Origin of the sequence: Microlunatus phosphovorus NM-1 (genome assembly GCF_000270245.1) — a bacterium.
In the GTDB taxonomy this organism is placed as follows: Bacteria; Actinomycetota; Actinomycetes; order Propionibacteriales; family Propionibacteriaceae; genus Microlunatus; species Microlunatus phosphovorus.
This window is the reverse complement of the sequence record NC_015635.1, coordinates 5,165,761-5,181,383: the sequence shown is the minus strand read 5'-3', so window position 1 is coordinate 5,181,383 and position 15,623 is coordinate 5,165,761. Positions and strand designations below refer to the sequence as shown.

12 protein-coding genes and 1 pseudogene are annotated in these 15,623 nt (G+C 60.7%); 6 read left to right on the top strand and 7 right to left on the bottom strand.

The features are described 5' to 3' along the window. Positions 1–246: 246 nt before the first annotated feature. Positions 247–1,071 (bottom strand): glycosyltransferase family A protein, encoded by an 825-nt coding sequence (locus tag MLP_RS23485; RefSeq protein ID WP_172641625.1) that lies wholly within the window; start codon positions 1,069–1,071, stop codon positions 247–249. Positions 1,072–1,183: 112 nt separating this feature from the next. Next, positions 1,184–3,487 (bottom strand): fibronectin type III domain-containing protein, encoded by a 2,304-nt coding sequence (locus MLP_RS23480; RefSeq protein ID WP_013865716.1) that lies wholly within the window; start codon positions 3,485–3,487, stop codon positions 1,184–1,186. 955 nt (positions 3,488–4,442) lie between these two features. Here MLP_RS23480 and MLP_RS28180 point away from each other — a divergent pair. After that, positions 4,443–5,087 (top strand): hypothetical protein, encoded by a 645-nt coding sequence (locus tag MLP_RS28180; RefSeq protein WP_156821276.1) that lies wholly within the window; start codon positions 4,443–4,445, stop codon positions 5,085–5,087. A gap of 109 nt (positions 5,088–5,196) precedes the next feature. Here the strand turns inward: MLP_RS28180 and MLP_RS27670 are convergent, their stop codons facing one another. The 4 genes from MLP_RS27670 to MLP_RS23460 all read right to left on the bottom strand — a co-directional run bounded on the left by MLP_RS27670 (position 5,197) and on the right by MLP_RS23460 (position 9,364). After that, positions 5,197–6,072: a glycosyltransferase gene (locus tag MLP_RS27670; RefSeq protein ID WP_013865712.1), complete on the bottom strand. Its 876-nt coding sequence runs from the start codon at positions 6,070–6,072 to the stop codon at positions 5,197–5,199. A 66-nt stretch (positions 6,073–6,138) separates the two neighbouring features. Then, on the bottom strand, positions 6,139–7,314 hold the full coding sequence (locus MLP_RS23470; protein WP_269453408.1) for a polysaccharide pyruvyl transferase family protein: 1,176 nt from the start codon (positions 7,312–7,314) through the stop codon (positions 6,139–6,141). Positions 7,315–7,745: 431 nt separating this feature from the next. Beyond that, positions 7,746–8,636 (bottom strand): glycosyltransferase family 2 protein, encoded by an 891-nt coding sequence (locus tag MLP_RS23465; RefSeq protein ID WP_013865710.1) that lies wholly within the window; start codon positions 8,634–8,636, stop codon positions 7,746–7,748. A gap of 65 nt (positions 8,637–8,701) precedes the next feature. Next, complete coding sequence (locus tag MLP_RS23460) at positions 8,702–9,364, bottom strand: right-handed parallel beta-helix repeat-containing protein (protein WP_172641624.1); 663 nt, start codon at positions 9,362–9,364, stop codon at positions 8,702–8,704. A gap of 1,521 nt (positions 9,365–10,885) precedes the next feature. Here MLP_RS23460 and MLP_RS29600 point away from each other — a divergent pair. Continuing rightward, a pseudogene (locus tag MLP_RS29600) lies at positions 10,886–11,407 on the top strand (DUF4082 domain-containing protein); the annotation flags it as partial. On the opposite strand, the gene MLP_RS29110 reads toward MLP_RS29600, so the two are convergent. Next, positions 11,329–11,673, bottom strand: a complete 345-nt coding sequence (locus tag MLP_RS29110; protein WP_231851383.1) for a hypothetical protein — start codon at positions 11,671–11,673, stop codon at positions 11,329–11,331. The pseudogene MLP_RS29600 and the gene MLP_RS29110 overlap by 79 nt on opposite strands. Positions 11,674–11,764: 91 nt before the next feature. Between MLP_RS29110 and MLP_RS29105 the strand changes: the two genes are divergently transcribed. The 4 genes from MLP_RS29105 (at position 11,765) to MLP_RS29595 (ending at position 15,568) form a co-directional block, all read left to right on the top strand. Then, positions 11,765–12,448 (top strand): right-handed parallel beta-helix repeat-containing protein, encoded by a 684-nt coding sequence (locus MLP_RS29105; protein WP_231851382.1) that lies wholly within the window; start codon positions 11,765–11,767, stop codon positions 12,446–12,448. 105 nt (positions 12,449–12,553) lie between these two features. Continuing rightward, the gene (locus MLP_RS29300) at positions 12,554–13,171 is read left to right on the top strand and encodes an acetyltransferase (RefSeq protein ID WP_070100495.1); all 618 of its coding nucleotides are present in this window, start codon (positions 12,554–12,556) and stop codon (positions 13,169–13,171) included. Positions 13,172–13,272: 101 nt separating this feature from the next. Continuing rightward, a complete protein-coding gene (locus MLP_RS27660) occupies positions 13,273–14,304 on the top strand; it encodes a nucleotidyltransferase domain-containing protein (protein WP_013865704.1) in 1,032 nt (343 codons plus the stop codon). Beyond that, positions 14,285–15,568, top strand: coding sequence for a Coenzyme F420 hydrogenase/dehydrogenase, beta subunit C-terminal domain (locus MLP_RS29595; RefSeq protein ID WP_407938974.1), 1,284 nt, complete (start codon positions 14,285–14,287; stop codon positions 15,566–15,568). The genes MLP_RS27660 and MLP_RS29595 overlap by 20 nt, the downstream gene beginning before the upstream one ends. Positions 15,569–15,623: the final 55 nt, after the last annotated feature.

Here is a 15,623-nt window from a genome sequence, read left to right as displayed (position 1 = left end):
GGTGATCGTTCTTCTTTCGATTCTTCTCAAGATAGTGATGCACCCTCTAGTCCCGTTCTTCAGTGATGTAGGTCACCGCAGCAGCCCTCGGCCGAGCGCATCCCATGGTTCAGTCCGATCATGCCTAGGCCCGTCTACCTCGTCGGTCAATAAGAGTAGACCACGCTGGAGCTGAGTCAGCGAGTTCGTATCGACGACAGCCGACCTGAGTACAACGGCTCGACCTCACGACGCTGACGAGCGACGTCACCAGGGGACGACTCGCAGGCCAAGCGCTTTTCCGATCCGCTGGCGAGCATGCCGGACCTTCGGACGCCAGCCGTGGTAGTGCTTAGGTGCATACGGCGCTCCCTGAAGCACGACGGCGCTTCGTTCGAGTTGAGCAATCCACTCCTCAACCGTGCGGATCCCATTACGTTGGGCCGAGAGGGGGAGCCGGTCCGCTAGATCTGCATCAGTCGTGATCAGGCTGTGAGGTGAGCGCGGATCGTCCATGTGGTCTTCTCGGATGAACGGATAATAGAATCCGATAACGGCGCCTTCCATGGCTAGACGGAGGCAGAACTCCGTGAAAGACTCACCCGCACGCAAGTACCCGGCTTTAACCGCCATTTGGCGACGCAACAGGTGGCCTGACCCCTGGACCCAAGGGTTGCGCATTAGGCGGTGACCACCGGGAAAGGTCTGGATTTTGCGTTCCGCGAGATCCGGACGAAATTCTTCAGGCCAGTGTCGCCAGCTGCCTACCACTCCCAGGTCAGGTATATCCCGGTGCGCCGCAGCGAAGGTGTCCAGCCATTCAGTGCTGATCAAGCAGTCGTCATCAACTTTGGAGACAAACTCGGCGTCGGACTCCTGCCACAACCAGTTGGTCGGCTCGTGTAAGCGAACGTTTTCGCGACTGTGGTGGAATCGCGCCACACGTGGATCTGATGTGTAGGGGCGCAATGCCTCGAGAGTGGCCTCGTCATCTCCGTTGTGCCACAGCCAGACACGGTCGTTCTCGCCAAGTGAATCGAGAAGCAGGGGCAGGCTCAGATGCAGATAGCCTGCACTGCGATAAGTGATCATCACAACGTCTGCTCGTCGCTTCATGCCCTCTCCGTCATTTGGCCCGCCGCTGCCACCTTAGCGTTGGCGGGCTCCGCCATGGTCTCGCGTCCTTCCAGAAACCGTTCCACGCCTACTGGGTCGCTGCGGGCAGGGTGACCGTCACGCTGCTTCCGTCGGCTAGCGGGCTGATGTTGCCGATCTGGTCCTGCGCGAAGATCGCATAACTGTACTTGGTGTTCGGAGCTAGACCGGTGTTCGTCACCGACTCAGCCAGCGCGGTCGCCAAGGTCACGTTGGTGCCACTCGTCGATGACGCCGGAGGTGTGGCTCCGACAGCTCGCCGCACAGTGATCCTCTTCAACTGATTGTTGTTGGGATTGTGCCAGGAGATCTTGACGCTGGTGGCGCTCTCGACCGTCGCCGTCGCCTCTGTCACCGGTTCACGGAAGCTCACCGGAACAGTGATGCTCGCCGGGGTCCCAACGTTGCCGGCTTGATCTTCGGCGAACACCGAATAGGAGTACCGCTGCCCGGGCTGCAACCCAGTCGTGTCATTCACCAGAGTTGTCATCGCCCGGCCCGTTGGAACTGCCACGCCGTCAGTGACCTGCGCAGGTGCGACCTCACCCGGTGCCCCCCGCACAATGATCCGCGCAATGCCGGCGTTTGACGGGTATCCCCAGTTCAACGTCACCTTGCTCGATGTCACGATCGACGCCGCCAGATTGGTAACCGAGACGTTCCAGGTTGGGCCACCGTCACCAGGATCAGTCGGGGGGTCACTAGGCTCAGGAGGAGTGTTGGGATCCGTCGTCGTGACCGTCACGCTGCTTCCGTCGGCTAGCGGGCTGATGTTGCCGATCTGGTCCTGCGCGAAGATCGCATAACTGTACTTGGTGTTCGGAGCTAGACCGGTGTTCGTCACCGACTCAGCCAGCGCGGTCGCCAAGGTCACGTTGGTGCCACTCGTCGATGACGCCGGAGGTGTGGCTCCGACAGCTCGCCGCACAGTGATCCTCTTCAACTGATTGTTGTTGGGATTGTGCCAGGAGATCTTGACGCTGGTGGCGCTCTCGACCGTCGCCGTCGCCTCTGTCACCGGTTCGCGGAAGCTCACCGGAACAGTGATGCTCGCCGGGGTCCCAACGTTGCCGGCTTGATCTTCGGCGAACACCGAATAGGAGTACCGCTGCCCGGGCTGCAACCCAGTCGTGTCATTCACCAGAGTTGTCATCGCCCGGCCCGTTGGAACTGCCACGCCGTCAGTGACCTGCGCAGGTGCGACCTCACCCGGTGCCCCCCGCACAATGATCCGCGCAATGTCTCGGTCCGTTGGCTGGTTAGGGTATCCCCAGTTCAAAGTCACCTTGCTCGATGTCACGATCGACGCCGCCAGATTGGTAACAGGGGTGGGGGCAGGGTCATCCGCAAGGATCAGGCTGTTCATCGCCTTGCCGCTAATCTGCGTGACACCTGTTATCGCTGCAGGAACATTCATCTGTCCCCACAAGTTGTCGCCCCAGGTTGCGACCGTGCCGTCCTGCAATGCGACGAGACTGTGCGTAGCACCGGCTGAGATCGCTGCCGCAGGCGCCAATCCCGCTGGAACCGACGCCTGACCATTCTCATCGTCGCCCCAAGCGATCACCGATCCATCACGCGTTAGTGCGAGGTTGTGGTACCAGCCCGCAGCGATCGCTGTCACGTCGTGCAAGCCGGCCGGAACTGTCGACTGACCAAATTCGTTGGCCCCCCACGCCACCACAGTTCCATCACTCCGCAAAGCCAGGCTGTGATATCCGCCGCCGTCGATTGCAATCACGTCGTGCAAGCCGGCCGGGACCGTCGACTGACCAAATTCGTTGGCTCCCCAGGCCACGACAGTTCCATTACTCCGCAAAGCCAGGCTGTGATAGCGACCACCAGAGATGGCGATGACGTCGTCGAGTCCGGCCGGGACAGACAACTGGCCGTAGTCGTTCTGACCCCATGCGACGACATTTCCGTTGCTTCGCAGCGCGAGGCTATGGAAGCCTCCGGCGGCAATTGCAGTCACGTCTGACAAGCCAGCAGGAACTGTCGCTTCGCCGTACTTGTTGTGACCCCAGGAGATGACGGTGCCGTCGTTCTTGAGCACCATGCTGTGCGCGGTCCCGGAGATTGCCTTCACGTTGGACATTCCATTTGGCACTGCGGCTTCGCCCCACGTGTTTCGCCCCCAGCCTATGACAGTCTTGGGTGTCTCGGCGGCGGCGCTTTTTGGCGCTTCGACCATGAGCATGGACACCGCGACAAACGACAGTGCCATGGCTCCCACCAGCAGCCGACGCCACGCCGCGTACGACGCGTTCAATCGCCTGAGAATCTTGCCTGATAGGCTGAACACGCGTGGCATTTGCCCCCCCTGTGCGGGCGTGCTTGTGCTGTAGGACATGGTTTCCCCCTGGAACGGCGCCGCGACACCCCCGATCGCGTTGCACCGAGCGCATCGTACCCCGCTGCCGGGACCGAATGTAGCGATTCCGTCAAGTTCGCCTCAGGCAATGTTTCGAAGTGACCCCAGTTCAGCGACCCTGGCCTGAGTTGCACAAGTTGGGCCTGAAAGGCGGGGCGATCGGGGTCCAGATCGCGGAGAAGCGGAACGGGTGACGCAGGACTCTCGTCGGCGTCGGCGGTGTTGTGGTCGGTCCTGGCCGGCGCGTATCGCCGGCTCGGATTCGATCGATGACGCGGTGTTCCGCCGCGCTAGCGGTGGCCCGCTACCTGCGAGGCCCCACCGGCTGGACCATCAAACGACTTCGTGCGGACACTGCGGCCACCGCGGAGCGTCACATCGCAGGCCATCAGATCACCGCGCAACCCCGACTCGACCCCGAAACAGCCGCGCTCCTGGGAGACCTCGCAGACCCTCACCGCCACCGCCGACCCGCCGGGGCGCTAAGACAAGCCCCAACTTGTGCAACTCAGGCCGGCGCAGGGGGGAGGGCAGATCTTCTAGCGGTCCTTGGTTCGCATACGTCACGGTTGCGTTGAGTTCAGGCGACGTCTTGTAGCCGGGCATGGACGGCGCGGACCGGATGTGCCGGTCGATGACCGTCAAAGTGCGTCCCCTCCTCGAGGGCGGCTGGCGGCTGGCGGCTGGGCTTCTCTAGTACGGGAGAATGCACGTTGTCAAACCCTTGCAGTGATCTTCGCGTCAGGGCACCATCATTGCGGCATCAGAGTATCGTTGTTGCCAGTGTGTCGGTAGTCTGCGGTCCCTCGCCGACTCCGCGGTCGACAGAGCACCTGCGGGTTGAACTGTGTCCGTATCGTTGCCCCAAACGGGTCGCGGTTGCCTCGGTGACAGCCTAGATTCGTAGATCGTTGACTTGAAATGGACGGGGAGTATGGCCACGACCAATCGGCTTGGACGACGCATGCTGGCGTCGGCAATTGCGCTCGTTCTGGTTGGGGTGGTCGGAGGCTGCAGCGATGGACAGGCTCCATCTGTCTCGCAACAAGGGGGGCGAACGACGCCGAAGCCCTCCAGCAGCCCAGCTACACCGGAATCAGCGGATACGACCAAGCCACCGAAGAACGACCTTCGCAAACTACCCCGTCGGCGCTCCCTTGAGACAGGTCCGATATCGGTCGAGGCCGAGTATGACACCACCCTGCCGATTGAGGATTGGCGCGCCGACACAACGAAACCGTTGCGGATAACTCTTACCGCTTCGAATGATCGCAAGCGCAAGCAGAAGATTTACCTGACCAGAGTCACGATTGCGGCTACTTCGTACGATGAGTCTGGACCGCTCGACGTACCGCAACCCATCATCGACGCTGCGAGTGTTCAGCCAGGCTACATCGTAACGTCTCCCAATACGTACAGTCAGAACTTCGACATCCCAGCGGTGAACAGGGAAGCCGTCCGCGTTGGCATCGACTTGACCTACGAGTTCCTGCTTGAAGTGAATCAGGGCGAAGAGGGCCGTGACCTCGCCAAGCAGGTGGCTACTGACCGGCTATCGGTGCCGATCGCTGGTAGTTGACCTGGGGCGCGCCAGGAGTTCTGGGCCGTGCTGCTGGATAGGCAGGCTGCACACTGGCTCGCGTTCCAGGTGTCTGCAAGTTGGTGAAATGTTTCGGGATGACTCACGGTCAGCGTGGCGGTCCCGGTAACGAATCCCATCTGCGCTCCGAGATCACCGCGATCAGAATGGCACGATGGTGCGCACTATACGAACGTATTAGCTCCCTGAGGGCAACCACTCCGCGGTAAATACCGGCGTAGAGTCCGCGGTGGTACTTGCGTACATATTTGATTCGGTTCACGGCGAGCAGCTTGGCTAGTGCTAGGGAGGTTCCAGATCCCCCTTTATCATGCCGGGCCTTCGCCGTTGGCTCATACCAGACTTGGCCACCCAGCTCCCGTACACGCCGCAGGAAGTCGGTTTCCTCGGAGTATAGAAAGTACGATTCGTCCCAGATTCCGACTTGAGCAGCAGCCCAGCCGTCGACCAGAAGCGCGGCGCCGGTGGCCCAATCCACTCGCTGCGCCGACTCGTAGCTCTTTCGGCGCTGGATCGTTTCGCTCAAGGCCGCTGGCCGGCAGCCGAATCGGTTTCCGAACAAGGCATCACCCAACGCACCCAACACGTTCGGTTCGCGCCGCAGCGAAGGATATATCTGGCCATTTGAATCGAGAAGCTGCGGAACAACGACCGCAGCACCCGAATCTCGCATGCGCAGAAGAAGTGCCCCTATGCATCCTTGCTCGACCTCAAGATCCGGGTTGAGGATTAGTTGAGCTTCGTCCCCGACGCAAGCACGGGCGGCCACGTTGATGCCAGCCGCATATCCCAAGTTTCCGCCGGTCGACAGCCAGCTCACATCGGGATGCGCGGAAAGTTTGGAAAGCGTCCCATCGGTCGACGCGTTGTCAGCCACAATCACACGAAGTGCGTGCTCAACTGCTTCCCGTCGTAAGGAGGCGATCAGTCTGTCGATTACGACCTCGCTTTGGTGCGTAACCACAAGTACTGCAACCTTGGCTGATTCTCCTGGCCCAACGAAGGTCCCCGAACTCGTCAACAGATCCCCTTACTTAACTGAATTCGCGTTCCCAGCGGGCAAGATTTCTGCCAGCCGCATGGTGAACTCGGCGAGCTTCTTGTCTGCAACGCCGTGGCTGCGCCGAGCAGCCTCCTGCAGCCGCTCGCGATCATTGATCAGTTCGGCGGTGCGATCTAGCGCCGAGGCCGTGTCAAGCTCGGTCAGATCCACTAGATCAGCATAGCCGAGATTTGAGTAGTATCCGGCAAATTTGCGGCTGTAAGCCAGTGGGATAGTCGCTAAGCCAGCGGTGAATGCAGCAATCGTGGCGTGCATGCGCGCACCGACCATAACATCCAGGCTGGCGATATACGACTTCGCCTCTACTGGGTCGCGAAAGCGGGGCGCCAGCGTACAGCCAGGCTGGTTCGCGAGGATCTGCTCGCAGGCCGTGACATCATCTTCGTCAAGACTCCCCCCTCGGCCAATGACATGCGGGATGAGGTGCACTTCCAGGCCGTCTGCATGTAGCCGATCAACCAGCAACGAACAGTACTTCCGATAGTCGGTAAGTAGGCCGAACTGGTTGTTCTTGGTGTAGCCGCCATTCCAGAGTAGACCAGAGACGTTCACGCCGACCCGAACTGTAGATGCTGGTGGTAGCGGGTAGAGGCTTCGATCAAAGGGGAGTGCAAGCGCCACATCGGTGGCCACCACGACCTCGCGACGGGTTACAGCGGCCGCGGCGTCGCGAGACAACTCATCGCGGGCGAATACTAATGCCGAATTGTTGAGGACATGACGCACCACCGGACGAGTCAATCGACTACGAAACGGCCCGATCGTCTGAGGGGCGATTACCAGCGGTGTTCCCGACAAGAGAACCATCTCTTTATCGGCAAGATTGACCATGAGCCGACGTAAACCATAAATGTCGGAGAAGCTGTCACCTCCGGTGAGATCAATGATCAGGTCACATGACCTCATCGCTTTGTGCAACTTCCAGATGTGACGGTGTCGAATCGTTGCAGCCACAAGTCGCTTGCCATCCAAACTCAGGGTCCGGCCCACTCGATCCAGTGCCGACTGAGTGTCAGGCGAGAACAGGACAAACTCCGCGGCGTCAGGTAGGAGCTGGTGCATGATCCTCAGGACCGAGTATCCGAGCGCGGCGACACCCAAGTTGGGGTTGCCGCACTGGACGCCTAGAAATCCGACCCTCATCGCCACCTCGCTGGAATCTGATGACCGGGCGGGATCTCGGGGGCCGCCTGGCGTTCACTGAACCGTACCGAGCGAAGCCTACCCACAAATGGGAGGCTTCGCCTTGGTGGATTCAGCGTGGTGAGGTCCAGGCCGACCCAGGACGGCTGGATGCAAATGCGCTCTAACAGTATCGCTGTCCCATTCCTGTGCTTGCGCAGGCAGCCGTCCACAGAGCCCGTTCCCCAGGCATGAAGGTCCCGACGGCGCGCTAGGCAATGAAACGATGTCAGGATCGGAGCGCATCTCGGCGGCCAGCCGCTTGTACATCTCCAGCCGCTGAGCTTGGTGTGGGTCGGTTGGGCGAGATCTGCGACCCGCAGTTCCGGCTCCCTCGCCCTCGGTCGACCGTGCGAGAGTGCCTGGAGGGAGGGCCTAGGCTTGTGGGAACGTCACTCCTTGTTGCTGGCAGCTGCGCGGCGAGTGGATTCGTCGCGCCCCCACCCCAACCGAGTTTTGTCTGGTCGACGGGCAAGGAAGGCAGCGACGAGGGAAACCGCGGCATAGGTGACGCCCGCGAACACTAGCCGAGGCTCAGGCAATACCACATCTCGGAGCCACGCCAACCGATCTGGCGCGCGAACCGCGGCGAAGACCTCACCTGTGGCCGCGAGCCGGCGTAGTTGTGCGTTCCCCCGCCGCACTCGAACCAGTCGCCGCAATAGGTCGGCGGTCGCGTAAGGAGCTTCAACCAAAACCTCCACTTCGTCGACCTGCACCTTCTCGTCGTCTGAGAACTGACCGTCGAGGAAGAGATCGTCGGCAATGAGTTCAGGAAAGCGCTCGAACCGAGCGCGGCCAGCTTCAGAGATCATGACCATCCCGCGGCCAAAGAGTCCGGTGCGGAAGGTGGGCAGTCTCTCATGGATGGCGCTGTAACCCCGCACTGGCCATGGCCGGCCCGCGACATTGAGTCTTCTTCGTGGCATGACGGCCGCAGCCTTCGGATCGGACTCGAGTACCTTGAGCATAGCTGCAATTCCGCCCGTCGGCACCACAATGTCTGCATCGAGATAGAGGCGTGGAAAACCAGTTGCCAGTGCCTCGGCAGCATTTAGCGCGCCCGCCTTCCCGGGAGCCTCGCGATTGATCACGCGCACCATCGGGCGGGAGGCGACCGCCACCGTTCGATCGGTACAACCGTTCGCGCTGACGATGATCTCCAATGGCGAATCAACATCTTGAGCAAGCAGTGAATCGAGGGTTGCCCCAATCACGTGCTCTTCATCATGCGCGGCGATGATGACACTGATCTGCCCGTGCGCGGCGGAGCCTGCAGACATTCAACCCCCTTTCGCGATAGCTGGTTTAGAAGATCATGAGATTAAGAGGAGCCCAGCGCGCGGTGCTACTCCACGAGCTTCCCGGTTTGCGCCATCTTATTGTCACGCCACTCTATTTCAGCAGGCATGCTCGAGCGAACTCCGTATCGGGCGTGAGGACCAAATACATTGCCCACAAAAGACCCGCTCTCCACGGCTTTCCCGCCGTTGATCGTATAGTTCCCACCATCCATAAAGTTCTGCTCAACGACCAGGTTGACTAATGGTCCTTTGGCCAGCGAGCCGATCTGGATGGCGGCGTTCATCGGATCATTTGTGCCGGCGACATAAGGTAGCAGGGTATTTCCCCTGATCGTGGTATTCGTGCCCGATCGAATTTGGATCGAGTCGTGATGACCACCTTCACTGCGGCGTAGGTCGTGAACATAGGAGTACTCAATTGTGACGTTATCTGCCTGCACTCGGATGCCGTCGGTGGCGGTGTGGATATTGGCGTGACGGACCGTCCCGGTGCCACCGTTGAAGAAGATTCCGATACCACCACCTGGATCATTGTGCACCTCAACGTGCTCGATCAGCGCGTTTTTGACACCCTTCGCAATGCGGATCGGATAGTGCGTGCCGCCGCCCTCTACGAGAGTGTCGCGAATAGTCACATTGTCAGCTTCGACCACTATACGGCCTTTGACGCGAAGGCCCTCTATCACGGTGCCGGCCTTGTCGACCACGATGGAATCCGAATTGGTCAAGGTGACCCCGGGACGCACGCCCGTTGTATCCTCACTCGGAAACCCTTTCGACGATGGCCGAGCCGGTGTCGACGGATCTGACCTTGGGGTGGTGGTCGACGGGTCTGATGTCGGGGTGACTGACGATCGATCTGACGTCGGAGTTGCGATTGACGGCTCTGGCGTCGGGGTGGCGGCTATTGGCGATGGTTCCACCGCGGGTTGCCTGAGCGATTGCCAACTGAGCCCGATCCCCGCTGTGACCAGCGCTCCGACGAGGGCTGCGCCAACCGCTAGGCTGACGCTGCCCTTGGACACCTTCACCATATGGTCCCTTCACTCGGGTGAGGAGGCTCGGGTTAACCGAGACCGCCATTCTCCCACTTGCATGATGTCATTCTTGCGATTCTGATCAGGAAGCCGGTGCTGGTCGGGAGCCGGTCGAGCTTGTGATCGACGTTGGTAGCTGTCGCCGGTCAGGCCCGTCCGCCACGCTGAGCAGCACGGCCAGCCAACGTACCTACCAAGAACATCCACGACGTCATGCACGTCCTTGAAGATCCCGGCGGGCCGGATCAGACAGTGAATTGTCAACACCTAAACGCGTAGACGTAGTTCGAAGTTCCAGCCCAGCAGCAGACCGGCCTCGGCACACACGATCCAGAAAGGCGTGTGGCCACATTAGCATCTCGGGCCCGCCCACACCCAGGCCAGAACCGGGCGTCCGCCGGGTTTGTGAGCCGTGGGCGACTGGCCGGAGGATGCGGTCTCGGCGGATCGATGGGGGCAGTGCTGGTCGAGCCTTGCGATGGTCGAGTGGACACCGACCTGGACCATGGCGCTTCTGGCGTGTCTGGCGTGGTGCTGGACGAAGGTGTTGCGACCGGACCGATTCAAGGTGCTCCGGCCCATGGACCTGAATCTCTCCCGGCAGGTTCCTTAGTAGGTAGCCGTCTGGCCAGGGATAGATCTCGGATGGCACGGAGGAGTCCTTGGCCGTTGCCATATATACGGGGGCGGCTGGAACGGATCCGCCGAACCGACCATCAGATCGTCGTCGGCGTGGCGGTCCATGTTTGAGTTGAGGTGAGGACTGCGATCGCGGTCCAGATCAGGCGCCCAGACCGGGCGTTGTATGGCAACGTCGAGCAGCTTGGTTTGCGCTGGCCTCGACTCAGGTGCAGGAGGAATGCCGTCGCGAACCGGTAGTTGCATGCCGAACCCGAGAACTCTCTCGAGCGCTTCGATGAAGGGCACCACGACGATACTGAGACGGCTCCTGGGCGCACTCGCCAGCCTCCTCGCGTTTTCCCAAGTCAGAGCACTATTCCGGCCCGATCGATCGACTAGATTGGTCGAATCTCAGCGCCGCGGCTACCCCAGCTAGGACGCCGCGCACAGCACCGTGTCGAGGTCGAGCGCGTGACCATGGTGGGCACTCGAAAGTTGACGAGGACTTCAGCCGTCCCATAGCTTCTCGGAAGGTTCCCCCCGATCTGATCCCCAGAACAAGGACTTTTTATGCCATGCACTCCGCGCCCATCCGACCAGCGCGCCCTGACCCCAGCGCGTCTTGTGCGATGGTCCACCGCGACGATTGTGGCACTGCTGGCAGCAGCAGTCGTCGGGATGCCCGCACAGGCCGACGAGCCAGCTGAGGGACTCTTCAGCAATGCGGTGGTGCCCGAAGTGTCTGCAGTCGGCCACTCTACTTCAGCTGAGGTTGGAGTGAGGATCTATCCGACGACTGACGGCACGGTCAACGCTGTGCAGTTCTATCGTGGAGCGAAGCAGAGGGATAGGGCATTCAGCGGCTCGGTCTGGTCGGCGTCAGGCACCCGACTTGCGCGAGTCACCTTCGCCGCCACCTCTGAAACTGGGTGGCAGGTCGCGACTCTCGCGTCTCCAGTGTCGGTTAAGGCGGGCGAGCCGTTCAGTGTTTCCTACTTCGCAGAGGGAGGGCGCTACCCCGTATCAAGGACGTTCACCAGGGAGTATGGCCAGTCGGGTCTGACGGTGCCTGTCAACGGCGGGATACGGAGATTCACGAACACGTCCCAATGGCCCTCAAGTGGTGTCAACCACGGCATGAACTTCTTGGTAGATGTCTCGTTCATCCCACAGGGTGGCCACGAACCCACGTCGACCGCCACGACGCGCCCCCCGACTACCGTGCCGACTTCGACCACGGGGCCTGTGTCAAGCACGTCGCCAACAGTTGTGCCAGCTCCTTCGTCGGCTTCCCCAGCTCCTTCGTCGGCTTCCCCAGCTCCTTCGTCGACGACTCCAACTCCTTCAGCGACAACCACCCGCGCTCCAGAGCCAACACCAGGACCCGGCAACGTCCCTGGAATTCCTCCGGGTTTCCCGAATGCATCCAACACCGGCGTGCGCTCAGGTGTGACTCTGCGTGATTCCGGTTCGATCACGGTGACCACCCCGGGTGCAGTGATTCAAGGCCTGCGCGTTAACGGCACGATCACCGTGAGCGCTAACGACGTGGTGATTCGGGACACCCTCATCCGAGGTGGCGGCAATGGTTATCCCATTCGGGTTGCCCCGGGTGTGCGTAACGCGTTGATTGAGTACGTTGACATAGACAATCTCAACTCCACCGGGATTGGCATCTTTTTCAACCGCGGTTCAGGGACGGTCCGATACGCCGATATACACTCGGCTGAGGATGGGGTTCGAGTTGGCGCCGACAACGTGACCATCGAACAGTCCTATATTCATGATCTACATCGGATGCCCGGCGGTCATCATGACGTCATTCAAATCCGTTCGGGTAACAACGTCACAATTCGTGGGAATTCCTTGCTTGCTTATGTCAGAAGCACGGACGACCCGATGAACGCCGCGATTCAGATTGGCTCACTGACCAGCAGTCCACTACAGAACCTGCGGGTCATCAATAACTACATGAACGGCGGCAACTACACGATCAACGGTGGCGAGTCTGGGAACATCGCCAGTGGTCAGTTCGCCGGGAACGTATTCGGAAGGGACTACCGCTACGGAGTGCGGACCGGCATCGGTTCCAACGTTTCGTGGTCCGGCAACACCGAGGTCAACCTCGGTTAGGCTCGGGTATTGCCGGTTCGGCCACCAACGGAATCATCGAGGTGTAGACTCGGAGCGCATGAACCGGGATATGAGGTAGGCAGCGTAATGAAGAGACTCGCTCCAATGGTCCGACGGCTGCTGAAGCCTCGACCCTCGGGTCTGCCGCCTGCACAGCGGCTCGACCGTCGCAAGGATCTCAAGCAGTTCGCGATTGGACGTTATGCCTGGGGTCACTTAACAGTGTCGAATCGGACGCCTGGATCGCGACTGGAGGTGGGTCAGTTCTGCTCCTTTGCGTACGGAGTGCACATTCTCCTGGGTGGCGAGCATCGAACTGATTTCGTGTCAACATACCGTTTCCCCGCGTATGAGGAATTTCGAGGTGACGCCGGCCATCTCGCGGCGAGGTCCAGTGTCAGTCGCGGAAGTGTCAAGGTTGGCAACGATGTCTGGATCGGCAACGAGGCGCTCATCCTGTCGGGGGTTACCATCGGGGATGGTGCGGTGATCGGAGCCAGAAGCGTGGTGCGTCAGGACGTTCCTGCCTACGCTATCGTCGCTGGTAACCCTGGCCGCGTGGCCGGCTACCGCTTCTCGCGGGAGCAGATCGAGGCGCTGCTGAGGATCAAGTGGTGGGATTGGCCGGTCGCAAAGATTTCGGATGCGCTCGAACTGATGATGTCGGATGACATCCAAGGGTTTATCGACGCTCACAGTTCGACATCTCAGGACGGAGGATGAGTCTGTCGCAGCGACGCCGACGGCGATCCCCGGCAGTATCTACTGCACTTGGTCAGGTGTGCCGAGGCGTCTGGAGCAACGTCGCACTCACGCCTATCGAAGTGGACGAGTTCGTCGATGCTGCGCGACTACACCGGATTGCGCCACTTGCGCATGTGGTGACCCGCGAGGTGGCGCCGAGCGTTTCGCAGTTGCTGAAGCCGGACCGAGATCGGGCCTTCGCCAAGAATCTCGCCGCATGCGCCCTGCTGGCCGAGCTCACCCGCCTGCTAGGAGATATTCCCTGGGTGACCTTTAAGGGCGCATCCCTGTCGATGGCTTCACACCCAGTCCCAGGGCTGCGCTCCTTCAATGACATTGATGTACTGACTTCACCGGTGCATCTACGCCACGCCTGCGAGCGGCTCGCGGCGGCAGGATGGACGTTGTTGGATCGCGAGGATATGCTCGCCGCTCGTCCGGCTCCAGGTGAGATGCACTGGATAAGCCCGAACGGCTTCTTGGTCGATCTTCACTGGTCTATGATCAACCGCGAGCCGCGCCGAGTCCGCTTCCGCATACCCGACGCAAAGCTCATCGATCGACGAAGAAATCAGACGCTGGGTTTCGTTGACGTGCCAGTGCTGGACCACTGCGATGCGTTGATCCATACCTGCGTACACGCGGCGCTCGACGGAGCCAACCGGTTGCTACAGTTGGTGGACGCTGATGGCTTGGTGCGTGAGACTACCGATTGGGCAACGGTCACCACTCGTGCGCGGGAATGGCGAGCGAGCGCGCAGGTCTGGCTAGTGTTGAGTCGGTGCCGTGGTGTACTTGGGACTCCGTTGCCGTCCAATTTGGCCGAAGCGCTCGGTGTGCCCACCACATTGCAAAGATTCTTGACGGCGGTGGATCGCGTGGCGCCTATCACATCAATCCGATCGGAGCACGGTCTGGCCCGATTGGTGGCACGCGCACTTCGCCCCGCGCTCGGCGCGACAGCTATTGCTCTAGTGCATAATGTTGCACTGGGTGTCCGGGATCGAATCAAGCGTCCGGCCTTGCGGAAGAACCGTGTCCCCGCTTCCGCAGAGACATTACAAGCATTCCTGACAGACGTTGAGATGACAAATGCGAATGTTCGAGTCTAGTGCCGTGAATTCGAAGCCTTCGGGTCTTGATACGATCCGGGATGTTGTAGATGCGCATTTGTGTTGCGGATGCGGAGCCTGCGCATATCTAGAGCCGGACCAATTTCGTATGGACGAGGTCCCTGGTGTGGGCCGACGCCCTCTTCAGATCGTCGGAGTAACCGGGGGCCCAACACCCGAAGCGGTGGCGGCTTGCCCGGGACGGAGGCTCGCCCACCCACCAGAAGTCTTGGTTGATTCCCCCTTCGGAGGCGCATGGGGGCCGGTGTTGGGCGTATATGAATGTTGGGCCACGGATGATGAGTTGCGATATCGAGGATCCTCTGGGGGAGTGATCAGTGCTCTTGCTGTCCACGCACTCGAATCTGGCTCCGCTGTCGGGACGCTGGGCGTGAGGGCTCGCCGAGACGCCCCGCTTCTAAATGAGACAGTTCTGAATCGATCTCGCGAAGATGTCTTGAACTCGGCTGGATCCAGATATGCGCCGGCGAGCCCTTGCCAGCGATTGGATCTTGTGGAGAACGCTGAAGGGCCATGCGTCGTTGTTGGGAAACCGTGCGACATTGCCGCAACCCGATCGGCGGCCACTCTCCGGCCGGCGCTGGGGGACAAGGTCGCGTTGACTATTGGCATCTTCTGCGCGGGGACTCCTTCAACCCAGGCCACCGAACAGGTCATTGCATCCCTAGGACTCGATCCAGCCAGCACCGTGCGCGTGGACTACCGAGGAGAGGGTTGGCCTGGCAGTTTTCGAGTCGAAACGAGCGATGGACGTCGTGGTGAGACTACCTATGCTGAGGCGTGGGGCGGGACGTTGGCGAAGCACCGTCAGTGGCGCTGCCAGATCTGTCCCGACCACACCGGAGAGTTCGCCGACCTATCGGTCGGTGACCCCTGGTACCGCGAGGTCGCCGAGGACGAGCCAGGCCGATCGCTAGTCGTTGTCCGTACCTCTAGGGGCCAAGCGGCGCTTGATCGGGCACTACGTGATGGAGCATTGCAGGGCGGTCCGATCGCCACCCAGTACCTACCAGAAGCTCAGCCCCACCTGCAGATGGCCCGTGGCGCCGTATGGGCGCGTGTCCTCACCATGCGACTGGCCGGGTTACGGACCCCGTTGTACGAGAACCTGCCGTCGGCACGGTTGTGGTGGGCGCTGTCGTTCAAGCGTAAGCGCAGTTCCGTGCTGGGGACGGTGCGGCGAATCGTCAGCAGGGGCTTGCGTCGTCCGGAGCCCGGACGAGGGGACCTTGAACAGCCCTGAGTCGGCGCTAACATTTCTCTTTGCAGGACCGGTGATGTGTTTCTGCGGGTAGAGT